This is a genomic window from Gemmatimonas aurantiaca (genome assembly GCF_037190085.1).
In the GTDB taxonomy this organism is placed as follows: Bacteria; Gemmatimonadota; Gemmatimonadetes; order Gemmatimonadales; family Gemmatimonadaceae; genus Gemmatimonas; species Gemmatimonas aurantiaca_A.
In genome coordinates, this window is sequence record NZ_JBBCJO010000012.1 from 589,940 (window position 1) to 615,263 (window position 25,324).

20 protein-coding genes are annotated in these 25,324 nt (G+C 63.7%); 5 read left to right on the top strand and 15 right to left on the bottom strand.

Translation table 11 applies throughout. The features are described 5' to 3' along the window. Positions 1–38 precede the first annotated feature (38 nt). From atpB to WG208_RS17130, 3 genes are read right to left on the bottom strand one after another with little or no spacing between them, the layout of a single operon-like run. The gene (atpB, locus tag WG208_RS17120) at positions 39–1,028 is read right to left on the bottom strand and encodes a F0F1 ATP synthase subunit A (RefSeq protein WP_337172599.1); all 990 of its coding nucleotides are present in this window, start codon (positions 1,026–1,028) and stop codon (positions 39–41) included. A 23-nt stretch (positions 1,029–1,051) separates the two neighbouring features. Continuing rightward, a complete protein-coding gene (locus WG208_RS17125) occupies positions 1,052–1,459 on the bottom strand; it encodes a hypothetical protein (protein ID WP_337172600.1) in 408 nt (135 codons plus the stop codon). Between the two features lie 13 nt (positions 1,460–1,472). Next, positions 1,473–1,784 (bottom strand): AtpZ/AtpI family protein, encoded by a 312-nt coding sequence (locus tag WG208_RS17130; RefSeq protein WP_337172601.1) that lies wholly within the window; start codon positions 1,782–1,784, stop codon positions 1,473–1,475. Positions 1,785–2,139: 355 nt separating this feature from the next. On the opposite strand from WG208_RS17130, the gene WG208_RS17135 reads away from it, so the two are divergent. The 3 genes from WG208_RS17135 (at position 2,140) to WG208_RS17145 (ending at position 7,156) form a co-directional block, all read left to right on the top strand. Beyond that, complete coding sequence (locus WG208_RS17135) at positions 2,140–2,529, top strand: BsuPI-related putative proteinase inhibitor (protein WP_337172602.1); 390 nt, start codon at positions 2,140–2,142, stop codon at positions 2,527–2,529. Between the two features lie 148 nt (positions 2,530–2,677). After that, on the top strand, positions 2,678–3,664 hold the full coding sequence (locus WG208_RS17140) for a MoxR family ATPase (protein ID WP_337172603.1): 987 nt from the start codon (positions 2,678–2,680) through the stop codon (positions 3,662–3,664). Positions 3,665–3,880: 216 nt separating this feature from the next. After that, positions 3,881–7,156, top strand: coding sequence for an AAA family ATPase (locus tag WG208_RS17145; protein ID WP_337172604.1), 3,276 nt, complete (start codon positions 3,881–3,883; stop codon positions 7,154–7,156). Here the strand turns inward: WG208_RS17145 and WG208_RS17150 are convergent. The 8 genes from WG208_RS17150 to hslU all read right to left on the bottom strand — a co-directional run bounded on the left by WG208_RS17150 (position 7,153) and on the right by hslU (position 16,212). Then, positions 7,153–8,442: an HD-GYP domain-containing protein gene (locus tag WG208_RS17150; protein ID WP_337172605.1), complete on the bottom strand. Its 1,290-nt coding sequence runs from the start codon at positions 8,440–8,442 to the stop codon at positions 7,153–7,155. The two genes, WG208_RS17145 and WG208_RS17150, sit on opposite strands and share 4 nt — an antisense overlap. A 338-nt stretch (positions 8,443–8,780) precedes the next feature. After that, positions 8,781–9,740, bottom strand: coding sequence for a hypothetical protein (locus WG208_RS17155; protein WP_337172606.1), 960 nt, complete (start codon positions 9,738–9,740; stop codon positions 8,781–8,783). Positions 9,741–9,900: 160 nt separating this feature from the next. Continuing rightward, the gene (locus tag WG208_RS17160; RefSeq protein ID WP_337172607.1) at positions 9,901–11,505 is read right to left on the bottom strand and encodes a sigma-54 dependent transcriptional regulator; all 1,605 of its coding nucleotides are present in this window, start codon (positions 11,503–11,505) and stop codon (positions 9,901–9,903) included. A 74-nt stretch (positions 11,506–11,579) separates the two neighbouring features. Further along, a complete protein-coding gene (gene gcvT / locus WG208_RS17165) occupies positions 11,580–12,704 on the bottom strand; it encodes a glycine cleavage system aminomethyltransferase GcvT (protein ID WP_337172608.1) in 1,125 nt (374 codons plus the stop codon). Between the two features lie 121 nt (positions 12,705–12,825). Then, a complete protein-coding gene (argF, locus tag WG208_RS17170) occupies positions 12,826–13,758 on the bottom strand; it encodes an ornithine carbamoyltransferase (RefSeq protein ID WP_337172609.1) in 933 nt (310 codons plus the stop codon). A gap of 130 nt (positions 13,759–13,888) precedes the next feature. Further along, on the bottom strand, positions 13,889–14,458 hold the full coding sequence (locus tag WG208_RS17175; RefSeq protein ID WP_337172610.1) for a hypothetical protein: 570 nt from the start codon (positions 14,456–14,458) through the stop codon (positions 13,889–13,891). Beyond that, positions 14,442–14,687 carry a hypothetical protein gene (locus WG208_RS17180; protein ID WP_337172611.1) on the bottom strand — a complete coding sequence of 82 codons (246 nt, stop codon included), beginning with the start codon at positions 14,685–14,687 and terminating at the stop codon, positions 14,442–14,444. Before WG208_RS17180 ends, WG208_RS17175 begins: the two co-directional genes overlap by 17 nt. Positions 14,688–14,817: 130 nt before the next feature. Next, complete coding sequence (gene hslU, locus WG208_RS17185) at positions 14,818–16,212, bottom strand: ATP-dependent protease ATPase subunit HslU (RefSeq protein ID WP_337172612.1); 1,395 nt, start codon at positions 16,210–16,212, stop codon at positions 14,818–14,820. 33 nt (positions 16,213–16,245) lie between these two features. Here hslU and WG208_RS17190 point away from each other — a divergent pair, with 33 nt between their 5' ends. Beyond that, entirely contained in the window at positions 16,246–18,666 is a 2,421-nt protein-coding gene (locus WG208_RS17190) for a DUF5916 domain-containing protein (protein ID WP_337172613.1), read from the top strand. Positions 18,667–18,684: 18 nt separating this feature from the next. On the opposite strand, the gene hslV is transcribed toward WG208_RS17190, so the two are convergent. Continuing rightward, complete coding sequence (gene hslV / locus WG208_RS17195; protein ID WP_337172614.1) at positions 18,685–19,239, bottom strand: ATP-dependent protease subunit HslV; 555 nt, start codon at positions 19,237–19,239, stop codon at positions 18,685–18,687. Between the two features lie 9 nt (positions 19,240–19,248). Here hslV and WG208_RS17200 point away from each other — a divergent pair, with 9 nt between their 5' ends. Beyond that, the gene (locus WG208_RS17200) at positions 19,249–20,226 is read left to right on the top strand and encodes a threonine/serine dehydratase (protein WP_337172615.1); all 978 of its coding nucleotides are present in this window, start codon (positions 19,249–19,251) and stop codon (positions 20,224–20,226) included. Between the two features lie 64 nt (positions 20,227–20,290). On the opposite strand, the gene WG208_RS17205 is transcribed toward WG208_RS17200, so the two are convergent. The 3 genes from WG208_RS17205 to topA are packed head-to-tail and all read right to left on the bottom strand — an operon-like array spanning position 20,291 to position 25,321. Then, the gene (locus WG208_RS17205) at positions 20,291–21,331 is read right to left on the bottom strand and encodes a tyrosine recombinase XerC (RefSeq protein ID WP_337172616.1); all 1,041 of its coding nucleotides are present in this window, start codon (positions 21,329–21,331) and stop codon (positions 20,291–20,293) included. Continuing rightward, positions 21,300–22,715 carry a methylenetetrahydrofolate--tRNA-(uracil(54)-C(5))-methyltransferase (FADH(2)-oxidizing) TrmFO gene (gene trmFO / locus WG208_RS17210; protein ID WP_337172617.1) on the bottom strand — a complete coding sequence of 472 codons (1,416 nt, stop codon included), beginning with the start codon at positions 22,713–22,715 and terminating at the stop codon, positions 21,300–21,302. The genes WG208_RS17205 and trmFO overlap by 32 nt, the downstream gene beginning before the upstream one ends. An 8-nt stretch (positions 22,716–22,723) precedes the next feature. After that, positions 22,724–25,321, bottom strand: coding sequence for a type I DNA topoisomerase (topA, locus tag WG208_RS17215; protein ID WP_337172618.1), 2,598 nt, complete (start codon positions 25,319–25,321; stop codon positions 22,724–22,726). Between the last annotated feature and the right edge of the window lie 3 nt (positions 25,322–25,324).

The window sequence follows — 25,324 nt, forward strand, 5'->3', positions numbered from 1 at the left end:
CGACGCACGCTTCAACAAAAACGGAAACAGTGATGCGTCTAGTGATGCGCTTCGCGGATCTGTCCGATGAACACGCAGGCGAGCAGCGTGAAGATGAACGCCTGCAGGAAACTCACGAACAGTTCGAGCATGCTGATGGCCACAGCCATGAGCACCGGCACGCCGGCCAGCGCCCAGCTCTGGAAGGCGAAGATGAGACCGATGAGCGCCAGGAGCACGATGTGTCCGGCCGTCATGTTGGCGAATAGACGGATCGTGAGCGCGAACGGCTTGGAGATCTTGCCCACCATTTCGACCGGCGACATCACGAAGAACATGACGACGCGCATGGGGAACGGCAGATCCTTGTTCCAGTAAAAGATCGTGCTGAGGTACCCGAGCCCGTTGGCGCGGATGCCCGCGAGCTCGACGACGATGGCGGTGATGATGGCCAGCGTGGCGGTCACGGAGATATTGCCCGTGGCCGTCGAACCGTACGGAATCATCCCGAACAGATTGCAGGTCAGGATGAAGAAGAAGAGCGTGAGCGCGAACGGCACGAAAGCTTCACCGTGATGTCCCACGTTCGGCAGCACGACCTCGTTGCGGAGGTAGAGCGCCATGGCTTCGATGGTGCCCGCGAACCCGTGCGAGCGGCCTTTGCTGGCATGCTGCTGACGCGACCGGGACGCGGCGGTGATGAGCGCGATGGCCACGATCAGCGCGGACGCGATCATGAAGACCACGTGCTTGGTGGGCGAGAGATCGAGCGTGAGCCCGCCGATGTGCACCGGCTCCCAGTGCGGCAGCTCGATTTCCTTGTAGAACGGCGCCTTCCAGTACGGCAGCTCGAGATGATGCCCGTCGGTGATGTGCGGCGTGATGATATCGACCGGGCCGGCGGCGTGTTCGCCACCATGCGAAGTCGCGGCGGCCGCAGCGGCCTCGTGCTCCTGCGCCAGCGCCGGCAGCGGCGTGGCGGCCAGCATGAGGGCGGCACCAGCGAAGACCGCGCTCAGGCGGGCCAGTCGGGACAACGAACGGATCATCGACTGCATCCGGGTTTGAGACGTCAGTTCAGAAAGAGCGGCTCGACGAGTGTCGAGAGGAAGTAGAACACCACCAAGGACAGCAACGCCGGACCTGCGACCAACCCCAGCGCCTTGATTCCGAGAAATCCCCAGAACGCCACGGACGCGAAACGCAGCAGCACGCCCAGTCCCCATCCGGCGATCACCTGTTGCCGCGCCACCAGCCGCGCGATGGCGAAGGTGAACGTCTGCACGATGACCGCGAGCCACGCGCTCGCCTGCACGGCCCGCACCGACGCCGGATCGGTCCACACGAACGTCTGCATCACGTACACACAGAGGATCACCAGCATCACCTGCGCGACCGTGAACCGCACGATGGCGGTGAGCATCCCCGTCGTACCGGGGCGATCGTTGTCCGACGGATTCGTCAGCGACGCGTTCGTCATCGAGCGATCGTCCTCAGTGTTCCGGTGTCGAGTCGTCGCGATCGTCGTGTGAAGCGCGAGGTTCGCGCTGCGCCGCGGTCAATCGCCGATAGCCCGAGTAAAAAGCCCCACCCCCACCGACCAACACACCACCGAGCAGAAACAGTGGTGCCGTGCCCAGCCGGCGATCCAGCCAGTTGCCGGCGTACACGAACAACAGAATCGCGGCAAAAAACTGCATCCCGAGACCGGCCAGTGCCCACGGTGAGACTTCCCCCGATGGTCTGGAATCACGCGTGGAGCGATCCGGAGAACGCGGCGTGGAACGATGCGGATTTTCTGCCATTCGGGGGCGGAAGCTAGACGCTTGTGAAATTTTTCGCAAGCGATCATTCTGACCGAAACCGAACAGATGCCGATATTTGGTCACAATCCTGAAAGACAAAGTCATATCGTCACTTAGGATGAGAATGGGCCCTTGACAGGCGAGACCGGGGTTAATAACGTGGCGCCGTATCGAAATGTGACCGCCGATCGTCCAACCGTATGTCGATGCTGAGGTTCGGTATCCGGCGTCACTCTCCGACAATTCGCCCCCTGTTCTGATGCTCTGGCGCATCACCGTTCCACTGCTGGCAGCGGCTGGGCTCGTCTTCGCGTGCAGTCCGCGAACGCCGAACCCGGTGGCAAACGCTCGCCCCATGGCCGGACTCAGGGCGGCGGCGGCCGCGGCCGCCAGAACCGGCACGGACCGGGGCGTGGTTTCGCACGTGAGGGTCGACACCGTCAACGGGGCGGTCCGCTTTGCGATCGAAGTGACGAATGCATCCACCAAGCGGGTGGAACTCAATTTTCCCGATGGCCGGACGCACGATTTTGTCGTGCTCGATACCACCGGACGGGAAGTCTGGCGCTGGAGCGCCGGCCGTCTCTTCACACAGGCCATGCAGAATCGTCTGCTCGACGCGCATGATTCGGCCGTCTATCGTGAACGCTGGTCCCCCGACGCGCCCGGTCGCTACACCCTCGTCGCGCAGCTCCGGAGTGAGAACTACCCGGTGCAGCAGCGCGTGGACTTCGCCTTGCGCTGATCCGCGCAGCGGGCGCGCGGCATGTCCCGCGGGACGTACCGCTGACGCGGCCCCGCGGTACATTCCTTCGAGTCGGCAACGGACGCCCGCAGGCGTCCGTTATCGTTTCCGGCCCCCGTGGCCGCGGCCCCCACCTTCACGTTTCCTCGTGACTCCATCCCCGGACGCCAACGATCTCGCGTTGCTCGATCGCCTTGCGGCGGCGCGGCGGGAACTGCGGCAACAGATTGCGCAGCGCATTGTAGGACAGGCCCACGTCGTCGATGATCTGGTGACGGCCTTGTTGGCCGGAGGACACGCCGTCCTGGTGGGCGTGCCCGGACTCGCCAAGACCCTGCTCGTGCAGACGGTCTCGCAGGCCCTCGATCTGAGCTTCTCGCGTGTGCAGTTCACGCCGGATCTGATGCCCAGCGACATCACGGGCACCGAGCTCATGGAAGAAGAACCGGGTACCGGCAAACGCGCGTTCCGCTTCGCCCCCGGTCCGGTGTTCGGCAACATGGTGCTGGCCGACGAAATCAACCGCGCCCCGCCAAAGACCCAGGCAGCCCTGCTGCAGGCCATGCAGGAACGGACGGTGACCGTGGCCGGACGCACGTACGATCTGCCGCGGCCGTTCTTCGTGCTCGCCACACAGAACCCCATCGAGCAGGAAGGCACGTATCCGCTGCCCGAAGCGCAGCTCGACCGGTTCATGTTCGAGCTCACGGTCGGCTACCCCACGCGCGAGGAGGAGGAGCAGATCGTACTCTCCACCACCGGCGACACGCAGGGCGCGGTGAAGCCGGTCCTCGGCGGCGCCGAACTGCTCGAGCTGCAGCGGCTGGTGCGTCGTCTGCCGGCGCCGCCGAGTCTGGTGCAGTACGCCGTGCAGCTGGTGCGGAGCACCCGTCCCGACGCGCCGGAAGCGACCGCGCGGGTGAAGAAGTACGTGAGCTGGGGTGCCGGCCCGCGTGCCTCGCAGTACCTGGTGCTGGGCGCGAAGGCCCGGGCGGCGATGGACGGCCGGGCGATGCCGGACATCGAGGACGTGCGGGGTGTGGCGAAGGGCGTCCTGCGGCACCGCCTGGTCGTGAACTTCCAGGCCGAAGCGGACGGAATTGCGAAGGAGTCGTTGATCGAATTCCCGTCCTGAATCTGGGACGAGCGGGCTGACGCAGAGCGGGGGATCGCGGGAGAACCGCGGTCTCCCGCTCTCGTATGTGGATGGGAGTATCCCGGGAATCGGGCGGATCGTGGCCGTCGATTGAAATGACACGTCGCTGACAGCGGCAGGTTCTTTGGGAAGACGGGGCTCGACAAGGCCGGACGTCCCGGGGATGGCGGTGAGTGGCCCAGAGGAGGCAATGTGATGATGCGAGAACACGATCTGCTGCGCGCGGACGGAGAAATCCCCCGTCCTCCGCGCCGAACGACACCGGAAACCATCGCCGAGGACGGGCGGCCGCGTATCCGCGTGCAGAGCCTGGGTGCCGCCCGGATCCTGGTGGGCGAGCAGATCATCAGCGCGCAGTCCGAAGTGGTGTTTGCCATCCTGCTGCGCCTCGTGCACACGCCCGGGATGAGCATTCCGCGCGACATCCTGCTGTCGGAACTCTGGCCGGACCAGATGACGACCCGTCAGCGGGGCAATCTGCGGCAGGCGCTGTACAAGCTGCGCGGCATGCAGGTGGACATCGCCCTGCGGGGCGAGACGGTGCAGCTGGCGCGCGAGCAGGTGCTGCGCACGTTCTCCGTCGAGCGGGATCTGGAGCGTTTCGACCGCGACATCACGCGGGGCGACGAACCCTTCGGCATCTTCCTGCCGGGATTCGTGTCGTGCAGTCCGGTCTTCGGGCAGTGGATCGAGCAGACGAGGGAAACGGTGCACGGCGACGTGCGTCGTGTGCTGGTGGAGATACTGCGGCAGCGCCGGGAGCGTGCCGACTGGGGCGCGACGGAAGTGCTGTCGCGCTGGCTGCTGCAGTTCGATCCCCTGAACGAGGACGCGACGCTCGCGCTGGCCGAATGCACCATGCTTGCCGGCGGCAAGATGGAAGCCGTCGCGATGCTGGACCGGTATCTGGCCGAACTCGGTCCTTACGCCGGTGACATCCGTCTGCCCGCGCAGTTGTTGCGCAAGCGATTCACCGAGCCGCCGGCGCGCCGTCGTCCATCGCTGGCCGTCACCGAACGGCACTTCGTGGGCCGGGAGCAGGAACTGGCCGAATTGACGATGTCGATGCGGCGGGCGCGCTGGCACGATGGGAGTGCCGTGTTGCTGCATGGCCCCGCCGGCATCGGGAAGACCCGGCTGGTGACCGAACTTGCGAAGGTCGCGCAGATCGAAGGCTATCGCGAGATCTGCATCGAGTGTCGTGAGACCGACCTACAGCGTCCGCTGAGTGTGTTCCTGGAAGCGTTGCCGGAACTGTTGTCGAGCCCCGGCGCGCTCGGATGTTCGCCGGAGAGCATGGCGGTGTTGAAGCGGTTGGTGGGGGAGCGGGATGGAGAGCTCACGATAACTCCAAGTACCGAGTGCTCTTCAACAGATGATCTTCGCCAATCGAACGGGACACTCCGATTAGAAGAGACTCTTCGCAATGTCCGTACACAGTCGATCCGCCATGCGATTGTCGACATCGTTGGCGCCGTTTCGGAGGAACGCCCTCTACTCATTTCCATCGAAGATTCTCACTGGATGGATAGTGATTCATGGGACGGCATAGCTGACCTTATACAACGTATTCTGTCCATGCGCGTCTTTCTTGTCATCACCTCACGTTCAAGACAAATCCTGGCTCAACGTCCAAATAGGATTCCAGCGAACCTAGGTATCCGCGCAATCCCTGCCTTGTCTTCGCTTGCCAGCCTGAAGCTCGCTCGGGCGATAGGTGAAGACTACGCCGCCACAATGGATGCCGGGACCGAGCGTTGGATAATTGACGCGTGCGAAGGTAGTCCGTTGGCTCTGCGAGCACTAGTGAACCACTGGATCGAGACGGGCGATGCCGGGGGGATTCCTCCCACATTGCAGGCTCTTCTCGAGCACAGAATTGATCGGTTGCATCCTCATGCCTTGAGGGCAATGCAGACAGTCTGTGTGCTCGGGAAACTCGCCTCCGTTGATCGGGTTGGCCGTGTTTTGGAGCTTCCGACTCATGAACTGATCAATGCACTAGAGCAACTGCAGGAGGCGGGATGTCTCTCGAGAGCTCAAGCCGCGATGGTCGTGACTCATGAGTTGATTGGTCGTGCCGCTACGGAACGGCTCCAAGGCCTCGCTAAAGCCACCATCCATCTTGCGATTGCTCGAAGCTTGGAGGAGGAATTCAGATCCTCTCCTGAGGCTCCACTCATCATCGACGCATTGTATCACTACGCCAGTGCAGGAAGTGAAGAGCGTTGTGCTTCACTAGCGATTGCGCACACTAGAGATCTTATCCAGGCTGGTCGCCCTAAGGCGCTCCTCACACTTCTTGAATCCCTAGACATCTCGCTTGCAGATGCAGAACTGAGAGATCACGTTGAAAAACTGTGCGCCAGATTGCGACTTGATGTGGGAGAATATGGCCGGGCTCTTCTTCATGCACCCGGGGGATACATTGTGCCATCGAATCTTGAGTCCCTTGCCGAGCCGGCCGTTGACGAGTTGCTCTCTACACTGGATTCAGCCTATCGAGCCGATGTGCTCGCCGACCGCGATGAACTCGCAAGGATCTGCGGTACTCTCGTCGGCCTACAGCACTTGGCACCATCGACTAGAACTCGGGCGGCTGAGATTGGCCTAACGATAGCTGCCAATACTTGCGACAACTCAATTGCGTCCATGTGCTATGCTGCGGTCAAGAGCAATATGAATCTTGAAGAGCTAGCTGACGAACAGTTCCAACGCCTCTCACTACTATACCATACGATCTTTGGCGACCTATTCGCAGCCGAGCGCACGGCAAGAGACATGATTCGTCGTCTATCGAGACATGAAGCATCCAGTCATGCTGCGCAGGACATTGGACGCGCCGCCTATGCACTAAGAATCTGCGGGAAGCTCCCCGAGGCAGAAGAAGCCTTGCGACTGTCGTTCACAATGGCTCTATCGGTGGATGCGCCGAAGCTTGCGCTATATCCCGCATGGCAGCTTTCCCAAATGCAACTCGACACGGGGAACGACTCTGAGCTTGGATACTGGACCGGTCAGCTGAGATCTTTAGTCAGATCTAACGACGATCCAATATCTACGAACTTCTTAACCGCTCACTACTGCCATATGGCAATAGAAGCTGGCATGTACCATGACGCGAATACGTTTTTGCACGAAGTACGATCCTCACTTCCAAGGATACCAACCACAAAGGCAAGCGCATACGTCGTTGCTCTTGAGCTAGGTGTCTCGTTGCTGGATCTCAGTTGGGAGCCGAGTGAAGCCTTGATCGCTGCGGCGATGGAAAAGCATCGCCGCACGGCGAGTTTTGGAACGAGTGACTACCTCACGTCCACCATCGCCGCGACTCTTGTTCGAAAGAAGGAGTATCGTCGTGCGTGCGACTTTATTGAGGAGTATTCCAATCGGCTGCGGAGGGAGCTTGGGCCGCTATCCGTTGCACTCCAGCGCGCACGAGAAGAGGCTCGTGCTCAATGCAGCGACTAAGCAACGGCGGGAGTCTTTACTCGCTTTCTCACGATCTCCAGGATCTGCGTGAGCGAGTGAACTTTACCAGAATCGGAGCTATCAAAGAGTCTGCGGAAATCAGGCGATCCTACCAGTGCATCGCAGATATCTGGATCGAACTGAATGCCCCTGAACTTCCGCAACTCCTCGCGGACTTCAGCTTCACCCAAAGCTTTTCGATATGGACGATCCGTAGTCATCGCATCAATCGTGTCAGCGAACATGATGATTCGTGAACCTAGAGGGATTTCTTTCCCCTTCAATTGATCGGGATAGCCCGTTCCATCCCAGTTTTCGTGATGATGCCGAACCGACGGGACGATATCTTGGAGATCTGAAATCTTCGCAACGAGCTCTGCGCTCTTGATTGGATGAAGTTCCATGATGGCTCTTTCTTCTGGAGTTAGCCGACCAGGCTTCATCAAAATCGGTGCGAAGATTTCATGGATTTTACCAACATCATGCAGCAACGCGGCGATCGAAATTCGATCTATCTCCTTTGGCGTCAGTCCCACGACCTGGGCGATGATCCTGGAATACCGACTTACACGCTGAGAATGACCGGAGGTGTAGGGGTCTCGAAACTCGACAGTATGAACAAAGAGCTCCAATAGCTCCTTATTAGTCGTCTCCAGCTGATGCTTAGACTGATAGGTGAGTCTCAGGCCAAGAATAAGTGCGCAAAGAACTCCAACACCCCACCCTCCCCAGTCAACATAGGCTCTGGCGAAAGCGAAGACACCCGGAATAGCGACAATGTCGTAGACCAATCCTGCTGAATTGCCGCCCGCCCAGGTCTTTATGATGCTCTTCCCCTCAGCTAGTCCGATGACAGCAGCGACAGCAAGGGTGTTCACCAGAAGAAAAACAACGACCGCAGCTATGTGTGGTATAGGCTGGAAGCTAGGATCGATCTGCAGCGCGCGACCGCCGAGTAGCAAATAGCATGCGCTAGAGATACACCCCGCAAGCACGATCTGACTAACATTGAAAGCGCGCTTGATAGCCATTTTGGGCTTTATCAATTCCGCCACCATTGCCGATGCACCGACAATTCCTACGGTGGCCCAAGATGGATACAGAACAAATGCTGTAAGAAATGGGATGAAAGAGACAGCACCGAAGGTGCTGCCCTGGACTCGGTAGCTCAGAATCGTTCCAAGAAAGGCAACGAGCGTGAGCCAGCCTGCTCCCGCAAGGAGAGACAGCTCTACCTGGGGTTGATAGAAATAGAGCCCGACAAGCGAGGCAGCTGCAGCTGCCACGATCGCGTATACGTAGGCGATTACGCTTGTCTTCATCGACTTTGTAAAGTGTGGCCCCGTCAACCAAGCTAAGGGTCAGCCCCAGAGCTTGAGGTCAGCCAAAACGAACGACAAGAGTGCATCCACGAGCTCGGCCAGGAACTCCATTCTGCGTCACCTCCCGTTAGGCAGTCACGCGCGTTCCGCTCGGAACACCGCGTGCTCTCTTATGGTTGGCTCCGCTCCTACTGCTTGGCCTGCCCGCTCAGCTCCGCTCTACGACGGTTGACGGGGACAACGTGATGGTTCGTCGAATACGGACGAATGAAGGTCGGTGGACGGACACCGTCGGCGGCGTCCTATCTGTCCAGATACAACCAGCGGTTGGTCGCGTCGAGCACCGCCAGAACGGCGCTCGTCTCCGCGGTCTCCCGCACTTCGCAACTCCCTGTCAGCACCACGGGTTCACGACCGATCCGTACGGCAATGCTCACGAAAACGAATTCCCGATCGAAGGCTTCGATCAGCGTCGCGCCCTCCAGGCCGAGCCCTCGCTCGCCACCCGGGGAACCACGCGAGGCGGCAATCGCCTGCACCGTAGCCCGCGCCGCCAACTCGATCCGGGAACGCTCCGTTTCCTGACCGTCCGCTTCACCCACGTACGTCTGCCCTTCACGCGACAACGTGACCAGGCAGGTCACCCCACGCGCGCGCGATCGCCGGACTTCGACGTCCTCGAAGATCAGCAACCGCCGGCCCAGCTCCGTGCCGGGACGGGACACTACGGGTGTAGACGACTCAGTTCGGTTCAGGGCACTTTCCCGTGCGCCGCGCTCAGGGCCACTCCGGACTTCCACGCCCCCGGCAGGCAATCGGCCCTCCACCGCCCCGCCCACGGCGGCGTCGGACGGAGATGCCGGAGCGCCAGTGGCCGGGACAGTCACCGGCGATGGCACCGAGGTGGGCATGATGGGGGGCGCACCACCCGACACCGCTGCGAGACCGCTCATCCCCGAAAGCGGACCGACCGACGACACATCCGCGGCCCTGGGCGCGTCGAGCGTCGTGGCGATGGAAACCTTCCGATGGTTCACACGGAGCCCGAGCTGCGCCATCAGCGCACTCTCGATGTTCCGCACCGTGTGCTTCGGAAGCACCTGATCTGTCGTGAGGACGTGAATTTCGTCGATCGCGCCCGTCTCATTTGGTACGATGCGAACCGACAGGACGCCCGGAAGCGTCTGGATCAACTCCTCGGCTCGCCGGATGGGAAGCACACTCCCTGCGATCGTTCCAGCGGTCGCGGGTGGGGAGGTCATGCCGAAATTGACGGGAATGGACAGGCTGAGCTCCGCGGCGAAGGCGAACCGGAGCGCACGCTCCGGCTGTCAACGAGGCAAATATGTGGCCGAGATCGCATTGTAGCAAGGCTCACGATCTTCCAACCACTTGTCCCGCATGAATGTAGACCTCGATACCTCAAGTTTCGTCGAGGGAAGCGGCTCCGTCGGCCCCTTCCTCCCCCTCGTACTCCCGCAACTTCCGGTATAGCGTCCGCTCCCCGATCCCCAGCTGCTCGGCGGCCTTCCGCCGATTGCCGCCGGTTTCCCGAAGCGCGGCCTGGATGGCCACCCGCTCGATTTCCGCCATCGTCATGCCCAGCCCCAGCGTGATCACGGCCGGAGGCGGGTTCTGATCCCGGGGTTCGATGCCGCGGCCCAACCCGCCGGCATAGGCCGGTCCCGCCAGCTCCTCGTGCCCCGTCAGCACGGACGCCGGACGCACCTCGCCAACCCACCCGCCGGCCATCCCGGCAGGCGCGGGGACGACACGCGTCTCCACATCCATGCGACGCCGCAGCTCTTCCACCTGCAACTTGAGCTCGACCAGTGATCGCACGATGAATTCGAGCTCGCGTCCCTGTGCCCGCTCGGCGCCCTGCAACACCGGGCCGATATGCACGGGCAACAAACGGCGTCCACCGCCCTCCCGAATCGCCCGGGGAATGTCGTCGGCCACGATCTCCCGACCGTGCGCCAGCACCACCATGCTCTCGACCAGATTGCGCAACTCGCGCACGTTGCCCGGCCACGAATACTCGACCAGCAATTCGAGTGCGTCGGCGGAAATCCCCTGGAACGTGCGATCGTGCAACGCCGAAAACTCCGTCACGAAGCGGCGCACCAGCAGGGGAATGTCCTCCCGCCGTTCACGCAGCGGCGGGAGATACACATTCAGCACGTTGAGCCGGTAGAACAGATCGGCACGGAATCCGCCTTCTTCGACATGTTCACGCAGCGGTCGGTTCGTCGCGGCCACCACACGCACGTCCACCGGAATCGACTGACTGCCACCCACGCGCGTGACCTCACGCTCCTCCAGCACACGCAGCAGCTTCACCTGCGTGGCCGGCGGGATCTCGCCGATCTCATCGAGGAACAACGTCCCCGTGTCCGCCAGTTCGAAACGCCCCAGACGGCGTTCGGCCGCTCCGGTGAACGCACCCTTCTCGTGACCGAACAATTCGCTTTCGAGCAGCGTCTCCGGCAACGCACCCACATTCACCGCGATGAACGGCTTGCCACGACGCGGACTCAGACGGTGAATCGCACGGGCCACGAGTTCCTTGCCCGTGCCGCTCTCCCCTTCGATAAGCACCGTGCTCGAGACCGGCGCGATCTGCTCGACCTTCACGAGCACTTCACGAATGGCCGCCGATTCGCCGATGAGTCCCGTGAGTTCGGCCAGTCGCCGTCGCTCGAGCCGCCGGCGGATCGCATCCACCACTTCGTCGATGCTGACGGGCTTCGGCCATGTCTCCGCATACCCGATGTCCCGCAGTCGCTCGAGCAGCGTGGCGTCGCTCACATCGGTGAAGCCGAGCACCGCGACATTGTCCCACAGCAGCTGCCGCACCAGCGCGATGTTGGCGCCGTCGAGCAATGCGCCCGTCAGCACCACGATGGACGGACGGGCGCGACGGATCTCGCCGCGCACGTCGTCCATCGGCGAGATCATGACGGTGTCGACGCCTTCGCCTTCCAGTGCGGCATTCAACCGCACGGCCGGCTCGACGTCCGTCATCAGAATCGCAATGACGCTCCGTTCCGCATCGTCCACTGCACCGCTCCGCGATGTGGTGGGGCGCGGCCGATTGCTCACGCCTTCCCCGGGCGCTTGTAGAAGGGCAGCTTCACCACGCGCGCGGGGATGCGCTTGCCACGGATATCCACCTCGAAGCGTGTGCCTTCGACGGCCGCCGCACTCGGCAGATAACACGTCCCCACGGGAATGCCGAGCGTCGGACTCATGGTCCCGCTGCGCACCTCACCGATAGCGACCCCGCCATAGATCACCGGATACCCGTGCCGCGGAATGGCGCGCTCCTCGAACGTGAAGCCCACGAGCTTGCGATCGGTGCCGTCCTGGTGCTGCCGGAGCAGCACGTCCTTGCCCAGGAACGGTTCGGTCTTTCCAAGCTTCACGAGCCAGTTGAGACCGGCTTCGAGTGGCGTGACCTGATCGTCGAGTTCGTTGCCGTAGAGGCAGAGGCCCGCTTCGAGACGCAGCGTATCCCGTGCGCCGAGTCCGCAGGGCGTGACCTGGCCCGCGGCCATCACGGCGTTCCACATGGCACCGGCCTCTGCGGCGTCGAAATACAGTTCGAATCCGAGTTCGCCCGTGTACCCGGTACGCGAGATGATGCAGGGAATGCCCGCCACGTTGCCTTCGGTGAACCAGTAGTACTTCACGCCGTCGAGGGGGACATCGGCCAGTGAGGCCACGAGGGCCGGCGCCTGGGGGCCCTGGATGGCCAGCAGTGCGGTCGCGTCGGAAACATCTTCCATGGTGCACTCGAAACCACCGATGTGCGCCTCGAGATGTGCAATATCCTTGTCACGATTGCTGGCGTTGATGACCAGCATGAGGTGATCGGCGAAGCGATAGACGAGCAGATCGTCGACGATCGTGCCGTCGCTCCGCAGCAGTGTGCTGTAGTGCACCTGCCCCACGGCCAGGGCGGCGACGTCGTTGCTGGTCACCGACGACACGAAGCGGATGGCATCGGGTCCACGTACGATGACTTCGCCCATGTGCGACACGTCGAACATGCCGCAGGCTTCGCGGACGGCCTTGTGTTCGACGGTGATGCCGGCGGGATACTGCACGGGCATCTCGTAGCCGGCGAACGGAACGATCTTGGCGCCGAGGGCGACATGGATGTCGTGCAGCGGCGTACGCTTGAGCGCCGAAGCCTGCGCGCTGGTCTCGTGTGCGGTCATGGCAAGATGGAAGCAGGACGCGGTCTCCATGACCACGTTCGGCTAAAGATGCCCGAAGACACGGGGTGGTGCCAGCCGCGAAACCTTCAGCCGCTCGCGACGGCGGCCGATCCAGCGGCTGCTACAGCGGCTCGTTCCCCATGAGCGCCGCCATGATCGCTTTCTGAATGTGCAGCCGGTTCTCGGCTTCATCCCAGACGACACTCTGCGGTCCGTCGATCACCTCGGCCGTGACCTCTTCCCCCCGATGCGCCGGCAGACAATGCAGGAAGATGGCGTGGCGCGCGGCACGCCGCATGAGATCCGCGTCCACCTGATACAGGGCGAAAGCCATCGCCCGTTGCGCCTGCTCCTCTTCCTGCCCCATCGAGGCCCAGACATCAGTGGTCACCACATCGGCGCCCGCGACGGCCTCCCGCGGATCGCGGAGCAGTTGCACATCGCCACCGTTGGCCCGCGCCAGCTCCAGGAACCGGGCGTCGGGGTCGTACCCCTCTGGGCAAGCCAACCGGAGTGTGAATCCCAGATGCGCCGCGGCTTCCATCCAGGAATTGGCCATGTTGTTGCCATCGCCGATCCAGGCCACGGTCTTGCCGCGCACGCCGCCGAGGTGCTGCTGGATGGTGAGCACGTCGGCGAGCACCTGACACGGGTGCGACAGATCCGTGAGTCCGTTGATGACGGGGATGCTCGCATACTCCGCGAGATCGACCACATCCTGGTGGGCAAAGGTGCGGATCATGATCCCCTGCACGTAGCGCGAGAGCACGCGCGCCGTGTCGGGGATGGGCTCTCCCCGTCCGAGTTGCACGTCACGCGACGACAGGAAGTGCGCGGTGCCGCCGAGCTGACTGGCGCCCACCTCGAACGAAACCCGCGTCCGCGTGGACGACTTCATGAAGATCATCGCCAGCGCTTTGCCGGCGAGCGGTTTCCCCTCGTACGCGCCCGTGCGCATACGTTCGGCGAGATCGAGCAGGGCAAAGGTCTCGGCCGGGGAGAAATCGGCGATGTTCAGGAAATCGCGATGCGTGGACGGCATGGGTTCCTGCATGGTCGGGCCACGGTGGGGCTGGAATGCAGACGGCGCGGCTGGAGGGCCGCGCCGAGCGATGGATCACTTCGGAATATATCCCGACGATGTGGGGAATGGCAGCGTCGGGGTCGGGCGGGGGCGACGCAGATCAGTCCCGCAGGTTCCGCATGGCTTCCCATTCCCGAAGAAGCCCCAGTGCACGGACTTCGTTTTCGAGCGCATGTTGATCGACCGAGTCCCCCAACACCCGCAGCATCGTGCGAACGTCCCGGAGGTGACGGTCACTCGCGCCTTCGCGGCGGAATCGCAGTTTGTGCAGGATCACATGTTCCGGGGGAGCCACTGGAATATCCATATCGAACAATCGCACCCACCGCCGATGGGCCAGGCCACGATGTGCGAGCGCATCGTCGCCAGCCAGATACACATCGGCGCGTGCGTCGGTTTCGAGATGGAGCAAATTGAAATGACCAAAGACCGGTCGCTGGGCTTCTTCCTCGATGACCTCGATGGGAGGGCAGTAGAAGTCTTCATCGGGAAACGCGGCGACCAGACGCTGGGCATCGTGTGGCTGCATTTCCACCACGACGTCGATGTCCTGTGTGAAGCGCGGTTCACCGTAGAGAATCGCCGCGACACCGCCAGCCACCATCCACTCGATGCCTGCCACCGCAAAACGCGGCGCAAACACGGAAAGAACGTCAGTCGGCGGCAGCACGCAGGATCGCCCTCGCACGACGGCGCACTTCGGACTCGTCACATGCCGGCTCACGAAGACGAACGCCGGCGCACGTCATCTCCCAGGCGAGCCGATAGAGGTCGTCAGCCAGGCGCAGCTTCTCCTCGTACGACATCCGGCGATAGCGCTCGATCTGACGCGTCAGCACCTCAGGTTGAACGCCGGCGGGAACGAGATCTTGTGGGCAGGTGATCATATCTCGAATCATACTCTCGAAGTGTATCGCCCATCGAACACCGCGACAAACACCCCACAGGATCCTCCGGCCACATTCCTGGAATTCGGCGTCTGTTCGCATCGCTGGCAGCCCCGCCCCCAGCAACCGCCATACCCCACCCCTACAGAATGTACTTCCGCAGATCCTCGTCCTCACTCACCGCCCGCAGGCGTTCGCGCACCATGTCGGCGTCCACCATGATGGCGCCCTGGCCACGATCGGGAAGATCGTAGAGCACCTCCTCCAGCAACGTGGTCATCACCGTGTGCAGCCGACGCGCGCCGATGTTCTCCATGCGCTCGTTCACCCGCGCGGCCACGCGGGCCAGTTCGGCCACGCCATCGGCGGCAAACGACAGCGTCGCGCCCTCGGCCTCCACCAGCGCGGCGTACTGCCGCGTGAGCGCGCTCTCGGGCTCGGTCATGATGCGGACAAAATCCGCTTCGGTGAGCGCTTCGAGCTCCACGCGGATGGGGAAACGGCCCTGCAACTCGGGAATGAGGTCGCTGGGCTTCGACACATGAAACGCGCCCGCGGCGATGAAGAGAATGTGATCCGTCTTCACCATGCCGTACTTGGTCTGCACGTTCGAGCCTTCCACGATGGGCAGCAGATCACGCTGCACACCCTCACGGGAGACATCGGGGCCGGAGGTCTGCCCGCGTGAGCCGGCGATCTTGTCGACTTCGTCCAGAAACACGATGCCCATCGCTTCCGCACGTTCCACGGCGTCACCGGTGACGTCGTCGAGATCGATGAGTTTGTCGAGTTCCTCGTCGAGCAGGATGCGACGGGCTTCACTCACCTTCACCGTGCGCTTCTTCCGCTTCTTCGGCATCATGTCGCGAAACCACTCGGCCACGCCTTCCATGCCTTCCGGCGCACCGGGCATCGCGGCGCCCGGGAACCGGGGACCGGTCTGCGTGACTTCGATCTCCACTTCACGCGATTCGAGCTGCCCGTCCAGCAGCAACGCCTTGAGCTTCTCCCGGGTGCGCTTGTGACGATCGATCGCGGCGTCGTGATCGGCGCGCGCTTCCGGCGTGTCTCCGGTGGGCACGGGTGGCATGGGCAGCAGCAGTTCCAGCAGGCGCTCGTCGACTTTTTCGTTGGCCAGATCCTCGACCTCGGTCTCGCGCTCCGAACGCACCATGTCGATGGCGTTTTCGATCAGGTCGCGTACCATGCTCTCGACGTCGCGTCCGACATACCCGACCTCCGTGAACTTGGAGGCCTCGACTTTCACGAACGGCGCGCCGGACAGCCGGGCCAGGCGCCTGGCGATCTCGGTCTTTCCCACCCCGGTGGGTCCGATGAGGATGATGTTGTTGGGCGAGATCTCGTCGCGGATGGCTTCAGGGGCCCGCTGCCGGCGCCACCGATTCCGCAGGGCGATCGCGACGGACTTCTTGGCGTTGGCCTGACCCACGATATAGCGATCGAGTTCGGCGACGATCTGCCGCGGTGTGAGCTCCGCGAGTCTGGCGATCGCCTGTTGCGTACGTGCAGAGGGCATATACAACGCTAACAATTGCTCTAGCTTTGGGGGATGTCCCAGTCCCGCCGTTTCGTGGGGTGGGTCGCCGGTGTGCTGCTGGCGGCTCACAGCGCAGCCCTTGCGCAACCTGCCCCGTCCCCTCTGCACACCCCCAGGACCACGCCGTCCGCGGCCACCTCGCAGGTATTTCACGCCCGCAATGGCCAGACCGATATCCCACTCGGTGCCCCCCGTTCCGACTCCATCGAGATCGATGGTCGTCTGGACGAGCCCGTGTGGAGCACCGTGCCGATCCTCACCGGCTTCTCCCTCTACTCCCCCACCGATGGGGTGCCGTCACCCGATTCCACGGAGGTGCGGGTCTGGTATTCGGCACATGCGATCTACTTCGGCATCCGGGCATTCGAGCCGCACGGAGTCGTCCGTGCGACGCTCGCAGACCGTGACCGGCTCACGGCCGACGACTACATCGAGATCCATCTGGATCCGTTTCAGGAACGCCGTCGCGCCTTCGTGTTCGTCGTGAATCCGTTCGGCATCCAGGCGGACGGCATCAAGGCCGAAGGTGGTGGCTTCATTCCGGGGGCGAACGTGTCGCCGGGTCAGGTCGATCTGAGCGCCGACTTTCTGTGGCAGTCGCGTGGCCGTCTCACCGACGATGGCTACGAAGTGGAAGTCCGCATTCCCTACTCCAGCCTGCGCTTTCCCTCGCGCGCGGTGCAACGCTGGGGCCTGCAGTTCAACCGCAAGATGCAGCACAGTGGCTACGAAAGCACCTGGACACCGGTCGCGCGCGGCGCCGCGTCGTTCATCGCGCAGGAGGGGTACATCAGCGGCCTCTCCGGACTGCAGCGCGGAGTGGATGTGCTGCTCAATCCGGAGCTCACCAACACCACGGCTGGCGCACCGGCACCGCTGTCTCCCGGCGGCACGGGCAGCGACTGGCGGTACACCAACACGCCGCGGGTGGGCGGCAACGTCCGGGCCGGGCTGGGCAGCAACTTCGTGCTGAACGGCACCATCCGCCCCGACTTCTCGCAGGTGGAAGCCGACGCCACGCAGGTGGCCGCGGATCAGCGGTTCGCATTGTTCTACCCGGAACGCCGTCCCTTCTTCGTGGAAGGCGCGGATGCGTTCAACGTGCCGAACACGCTCGTGTACACGCGCCGTATCGTGCAGCCCACCGCCGCGGCCAAACTCACCGGACGCGTGGGGCGTGCGAACATCGCGGTGCTCTCGGCCTTCGATTCACCGCCCGGTGTGGCGGACGACGCCAAGGCGCTGGTCAACATCGTGCGCATCGCGCGTGACTTCAGCCTGCAATCGCAGAGTGGCCTGCTGTTCAGCGACCGCTCCAGCGATCAGCGGTCCAATCACGTCATCGGTGGCGACGTGCGCCATGTGTTCGGCGGCAAGTACTACGCGTCGGGCCAGTTCGCTTCGAGCAGCACGAGCGATCGTGGTGTCCGCTCTTCGGGTGCGTTGTGGGAAGCGGTCGTCGATCGCACCGGCAAGAGCTGGGGGTTCCACTACAATCTGCTGGGCATTCAACCCGGCTTCCGCTCGGACAACGGTTTCGTGGCGCGGACGGGATATGTGCAGCCGAGTGCGTCGAACCGGTTCACGGTGTTCGGCAAACCGGGCGAGCTCTTCGAACGGTATCAGTTGTTCCTGCAGAGCAACGCCATCTGGACGTACGCCGACTTCTTCGACGCCCAGCCTCTCCTGGAATCGAAGGCGAGCGCGGGCAGCACACTGACGCTGCGTCGTGGCTGGTCGGTGGGCTACACCCCCACCCTCTCCACGTATGCGTTCGATCCGGCAGCGTTCGGCGGCCTGCAGGTGCCGAACGGCTCGGGCACGCCGGTGCCGTTCACCCCATCGCCGCGCATCACGACGTTCTCGCAGCAGTTCTCGCTGGGCACGCCGCAGTTCCGCCGGTTCGCGGCCAACGCCACGTACATGCTGGCCAACGACGTCGACTTCAACGAAACGGCACGCGTGAACCGCACGGCGATCACGGGGTCGGTGGACTGGCGTCCGGACACGCGCCTGCGCGTGAATGCCACGTATGCGAGCAACGAGTTCATCCGCCGCATGGACGGCAGCTCGTCGTACAGCACGCAGATCCCGCGCATCAAGGCGGAGTATCAGATGACGCGCTCGGTCTTCGTGCGTCTGGTCACGCAGTACGAAGCCAGCCGCCGGGAGGCGTTGCGTGACTGGCGCACGGGTCAGGTGCTGGTCACGCAACTCTCCGACGGCACATTCCGTCCGCTCACGGCGACCCGCTCCAATCTGCTGCGGGCCGACTGGCTCTTTGCCTATCGTCCGAGCCCGGGCACGGTGTTCTTCGCGGGTTACGGAAGCAGCCTGACCGAACCCGATGCCCTGGCCTTCGATCGTCTGCGGCGTGTGGCCGACGGGGTGTTCGTGAAAGCGAGCTGGGTCATGCGGATGGGAGCAAAATAGCCCCCTCCGGACAGCGGATTATGGAGCCGGGCGCGCCGGCTCCAGCACCGTGATGTTGGTGTTCGTGTAGATGCAGATCTCGCCCGCAATGGTGAGCGCCTTCTCCACGATGTCCCGGGGCGCGAGCGTGGTCTCGCGCATCAGCGCGCGGGCGGCGGCCTGGGCGTAGGCGCCGCCCGAGCCGATGGCCAGGATGCCGTCATCGGGTTCGATCAGTTCCCCGTTGCCGCTCAACATGAAGCCGTGATCGACATCGGCGACGATGAGCATGGCCTCGAGTCGGCGCAGCACACGATCGCTGCGCCACTCCTTGGCCAGTTCGACGGCGGCGCGGGGCAGATTGCCCGGATGGCGTTCGAGTTTCTCCTCGAACTTCTCGAACAGCGTGAGCGCGTCGGCCACCGAGCCGGCAAAACCCGCCAGCACCCGGCCACCTTTCAGGGTGCGCACCTTCACGGCACGCTGCTTGGCCACCGTGTCGCCCACCGACACCTGACCGTCACCGCCGATGGCCACCTGTCCATTGCGCCGTACGGCAAGAATGGTGGTCGCCCGAACCTGTGGAAGAGACATATTTGTACAATGTATCCCATCGCCTACGCGGACGTGCTGGCGGCGCGCAACCGGCTGCTGCCCTTTCTCGATCCTTCGCCGGTCCGCCGCTATCCGGAACTCGATGCCCTCGTGGGACATGATGTCCGCGTCTGGGTGAAACACGAGAACCATCTCCCCACGGGGAGTTTCAAGGTGCGCAACGGCACCGCGTCCATCACCGCACTCTCCAGTGCGGACAGCGCCCGTGGCGTGATCGCCGCCAGCACCGGCAACCACGGACTCGGCCTGGCCTGGTCGGGCGCGCAGTGCGGCGTGCCGGTGACCATCTGCGTGCCCCGGGGCAACAACCCCGAGAAGAACGCGGCCATCCGCAGTTATGGCGCCACACTCATCGAGACGGGCGACCGATACGACGACGCGGCGCGCGCCTGCGCGGACCTCGCGGCGCGGGAGCAGAAAGCCCTGGTGCACTCCACCAACCATCGCGAGGTCATCGCCGGAGCGGGCACGATGACGCTCGAATTGCTCGAGCAGATCCCCGCTCTCGATGCGGTGGTGATCGCGCTGGGTGGTGGGTCGCAGGCCGTGGGTGCCGCCGTGGTGACCCACACACTCAAGCCGTCGCTCGAGATCTACGCCGTGCAGAGCGCCGGGGCGCCCGCACAACACGACGCCTGGCGTGATGGGCAGATGCGCACAGGCATGCCGGCTAGCACGTTCGCCGAGGGGATCGCGACGGGCAGCAGCTACACGATGACGTTCGACGCCTTGCGCGCCGGACTCGCCGACTTCGTGCTGGTGCAGGACGACGCCATCGCGCAGAGCATCCGCGATCTCTGGCGCATCACGCACAACCTGGCCGAAGGCGCGGGGGCGACCGGCCTGGCCGGCTTGCGCGCCCTGGCGCCGCGTCTCGCCGGCAAGACCGTGGCGATCATCATGTGCGGGGGCAATCTCGATGCCGCGCGGGCCGCGACCGTTCTGAGTGGCGGCACGCCGGGGTGACGTTCGCAACGCACGTCGCGCCTTGCGTTCCGGCGCGCGCTGTTACGCGCTGTTACGTGCGCCGCTACGCCCGCGGATGCGCCTGCCGATACACTTTCTTGAGACGATCCACGCTCGTATGCGTGTAGATCTGCGTGGTGCTGATGCTGGCGTGGCCAAGCAGTTCCTGCACGGCGCGCAGGTCGGCGCCGGCATCGACGAGATGCGTGGCGAACGTATGGCGCAGGGAGTGCGTGGTGAGATCGGCTCCTTCACTCACGGCGGCCATGAGGGTGACCATGGCATGCTGCACGGCCCGGACGCTGATGCGGGTGCCCCGTTCACTGAGAAACACGGCGCCACGGGAGAGCGGCGTGCCTGACTTGTTCGCGCGTCGCGTTTCCCCCACGCGTGCGAGCAGGGCGTCGCGTTTCAGCAGGTAGTTGCGCAGTGCGCGCTGCGCGTGATCGCCCAGTGGCACGATCCGCTCCTTGCGCCCCTTGCCACGCACCTTCACCTGCTGCGACACGAGATCGAGGTCGGCCAGATCCACGCCGCGCAACTCGGAAAGCCGCAGGCCGCTCGAGTAGAACAGCTCGAGCATGGCGAGATTGCGCACATCGGTGAACTCGAGACTCTGCGCGCGTGTGGCCGCGTGCTGCAGCAGCGTCTCCGCCTGCTGCCGGTCGAGCCAGGCCGGCAGGGTGCGCGGGAGTTTCGGCGAGCCTACCGCCCGCGCCGGATTGACGTCGACCCGTTCGTCGCGATGCATCCAGCGATAGAAACCGCGCACGGCCGAGAGCTGGCGGGCCACCGACCGTTTGGCCAGGCCGCGTCGCGTGAGATGCCCCATGTACCCACGGATGGTGGCGCGCGTGAGCTCGTTCCAGTCCCATCCGGCAATGCCGTGGGTGATCGCCAGCCACGTCGAGAACTCCCGCAAATCGCGCCGGTAGGCCTGCAACGTATTCACGGAGAGATCGCGTTCCTTTTCGAGATGCGTCAGGAACTCGCGGATCTCGACGGGTAGCGGAGCTTCGTCGGTCGCGCGATCCGGCGCTTCGTCCGGATTCCCGTGCAGGTCTTCACCCTCGTCAGGCGTGCGCGAGGAGTTCGTGTTCGTCACGCCAGGCCTCCATTGCCTGCAGGGCACGCTCGGCAAACAGTTCGCGCTTGCGGACCTTGTCCTTCAGCACCTTGGCCGGCACGCCCTCGAGCTCATCGAGCAGACCAAAGTTGGCGTTCATCGGCTGGAAGTGCTTCGGATCGGCTTCCCGCAGATAACGATACAGCGCGCCGAGCATGGATGCGACGGGGGGCACGACGGGCTCCTCACCACGCAGCATACGCGAGAGATTGATGCCGGCGATCAGTCCCGTCGCGCTGCTCTCGGTGTAGCCCTCCACACCGGTGATCTGCCCGGCGAAGAGCGTGGTCGGGGCATCCCGCAACGACAGGTGCGACGACAGGGCCGCCGGAGCGTTCACGTACGAATTGCGATGGATGCTGCCGTAGCGCAGAAACTCCGCCTCGGCGAGGCCCGGAATCATCCGGAAGACACGCGCCTGCTCAGGGATGCGCAGCCGCGTCTGGAATCCGACCAGATTCCACATGCGACCGCCGCGGTCCTCCATGCGGAGCTGCGCCACCGCCCAGGGCTTGCGATCGGTGCGCGGGTCGCGCAGCCCGATGGGCTTCATCGGACCGAAGCGCAACGTCTCCGGACCACGACGCGCCATCTCCTCCACGGGCATGCAGCCTTCGAAATACGGCACCGCGTCGAATTCGTGCGCCGTGAACTGATCGGCCGTCGTGAGCGCGGCGACGAACGCGTCGTATTCGTCCTTCGTGAATGGGCAGTTCAGGAACGCCCCTTCCTCACCCGCGCCTTCCATCGTCTCCTTGCCCCAGCGGGAAGCGCGGAATGCGATGCCCTGATCGATGGATTCCACCGACACCACCGGTGCGATCGCGTCGTAGAACGCGAGCGACTCCACTCCGAGTCGCGCGCGAATGCGTTCGGCCAGTGCGTCACTGGTGAGCGGACCGGTGGCGATCACACCCACGTCCGGCAATTCGGTGACTTCTTCGCGCGTGACCGTGATGCGCGGATGGGCGTGCAATCGCTCGTGCACGCCCTGCGAAAAGACGTCGCGGTCGACCGTCAGCGCACTGCCCCCCGGTACGCGGGCTTCGTCGGCACAGGTGAGAATGAGCGAACCCAGCGCGCGCATCTCGGCCTTGAGCAGGCCATGGGCGTTGGAGGTCTCCGTGCTCTTGAACGTGTTCGAGCACACCAGCTCACCGAGACGCTCCGTCCGATGCGCCGCCGTGCCCCGTACGGGGCGCATCTCGTGGACCACGACGTCGTGCCCACGCTCCGCCAGCTGCCACGCCGCCTCACTGCCGGCGAGACCACCACCGACGATGTGCACCGGTGACGTCGCACCGCGATTCGTGTCGGACCTCGTCTCGGATTTCGTGTCGCGCTGCAAAAGCGGTGTCGTCATCGGGGTGCTCACGCCACCTCAGCGACGTCCTCGGCCTCCGCGGGTGTGGCCACATCCCACTCGTTGCCACACTTGAGGCACTTCCGGTAGTTGCCGCGCGTCTTGTTGCTCTTGGCTTCGGCGCCCACGTACCCGCACTCGGGACAGGTTTCGGGCACGGGCTTGTCCCACACGACGAAGTCGCAGTTGGGATAGTTCTCGCAACCGTAGAACGCCTTGCCGCGCTTCTTGCTGCGCCGTTCGGCGATCTCACCGCCGTCCTTGGGACACTTCACGCCGGTGGGCATGGAACGCGTGCCGCGACACTTCGGGAATCGGCTGCACCCCAGGAAGTCGCCCGACCGTCCATGCCGGATGACCATGGGGGCACCACATTCCTGACAGAGATAGCTCGTGAGCTCCGCCGGCTTCTTCTCGCCCTTGATGGGGCGCGTGTACTTGCAGGCCTTGGGATGATTCTCACAGGCGATGAACGGTCCGAAGAAACCGCCTTTGGCCACCAGCTTGCCGCCGCACTCCGGGCAACGCTCGCTGGCCAGTCCGGAAAGATCGTACGCCTCCCCGATGAGCACATCGAGATCGTTGTCATTGAGCGTGCGCTGGAACGGCGTCCAGAAATCGCCCAGCGCATGCACCCAGTCGATCTCGCCGTCGGCGATCTTGTCGAGTTCCTCCTCCATCTGCGCGGTGAAGCCGACGTTGAACACATCGGGGAATTTCTTCACCATCACCTTCTCCACCGTTTCGCCCAGCGACGTGGGGAAGAACCGGCGCTGTTCGAGCGAGACGTAACGACGCTCGGCCAGCACGGAGATGATGGACGCATAGGTGGACGGCCGACCGATGCCTAGCCGCTCGAGTTCCTTCACGAGCGACGCTTCGGAGAAACGCGGTGGCGGCTCGGTGAAGTGCTGTGTGGGCGTGATGGCCTTCACGGGCACCTTCTCGTCCACGTCGAGCACCGGCAACGCCTGCTCGTCTTCGAGCGCCTTGGCGTCTCCCTCTTCGCGGGCTTCACGATAGAGCGCGAGGAAGCCCTGGAACTTCACGACGGAGCCCGTGGCGCGGAACAGATAGCGACGATCTCCCTCGGGTGTCTTCACCGGGATGTCGAAATCGACCGTGGTGGTGTCGAACACCGCGGGCGCCATCTGCGACGCCATGAAGCGCTGCCAGATGAGCTGATAGAGCTTGAACTGATCGGCCGTGAGATGCTTCTGCACATGCTCAGGACGACGCGATGGGTCGGTGGGACGCACGCCTTCGTGTGCATCCTGCGCATTGGCCTTGCCGCTCGGATAGAGCTGCGGGGCCGCCGCGAGGAAGTCGTCACCGAACTGCGCACGCAGAGTCTCGCGGGCGGCGTTGGCCGCATCTTCCGACACACGCGTGGAATCGGTACGCATGTACGTGATGAGGCCCGACGCGCCATCGATGCCGATGTCGATGCCTTCGTACAGATCCTGCGCGAGGCGCATCGTGCGCTTGGAACCGAAACCCAGCTTCTTCGCCGCTTCCTGCTGCAGTGTGGACGTGGTGAATGGCGCCGCCGGGTTCTTGCGACGTTCGCGCCGCTTCACTTCGGTGACCACGAACTCCTTGCGTCCCTTCAGATCGGCAAGAATGCGCTCGGCTTCCTCACCCTTGTGGATTTCGGGCTTCTTGCCGTCCACCTGATGGAGCTTGGCCGTGAACGCCTGCTGCCCCTTCTGCAGATCGGCGGCGATGCTCCAGTACTCGACGGGTGTGAACGCGCGGATCTCGCGCTCCCGTTCCACGATGAGTCGCAGCGCCACGGTCTGCACACGGCCGGCGGACAGTCCTTTTTTCACGGTCTTCCACAGAACCGGGCTGGCCTTGTATCCCACCAACCGGTCGAGCACCCGCCGGGCCTGCTGCGCTTCCACCTTGCGGTTGTCGATATCCGTGGGCTTCGCCATGGACTTGTGCACCGCGTCCTTGGTGATCTCATGGAACATCACGCGGCGGATGGGCGCCGAGACGGCGTGACGCCGGGGCTGCGTGAAATACTGCTCCACATGCCAGCCGATGGCTTCGCCTTCGCGATCAGGGTCGGTAGCGATGAAGATCTCGCGCGCACCCTTGGCGATCTTCTTCAGATCGGTGAGGATGTCTTCCTTGCCCTCGATGGTGACGTACTCGGGGGCAAAGCCGTGATCGATATCGATACCGAGCTTCTTGGCCGGCAGGTCGCGCACGTGGCCGACGGTGGCTTTCACCGTGTAGCCGCGGCCGAGGTACTTGCCGATGGTCTTGGCCTTGGCGGGCGACTCGACGATGACGAGCGACGTCCCGCCAGCCGGCGCCGGCTCGTCGTCCGGCAGATCGACCGGCTCGGCGCGCAGCGCGGCCTTGCGGGCGGTCGCCTTACCGGCGGTCGCCTTGCCGGACGTGGCCTTCCCAGCCGCGGTCTTGCGGGCTGCGGTTTTCGAAGCCGGTGTCTTCCGGGCCGGCGCTTTCCGTGCGGTTTTTGCGGACGACGTGGCAGGCGCCTTGGCGCCAGCAGCCTTTGTGGCCGCCGTCGTCGTCGCTTTTTTCGCCGTCTTCTTTGTCGCCGCCTTTTTGGCAGCCTTCTTGATTGGCATCAG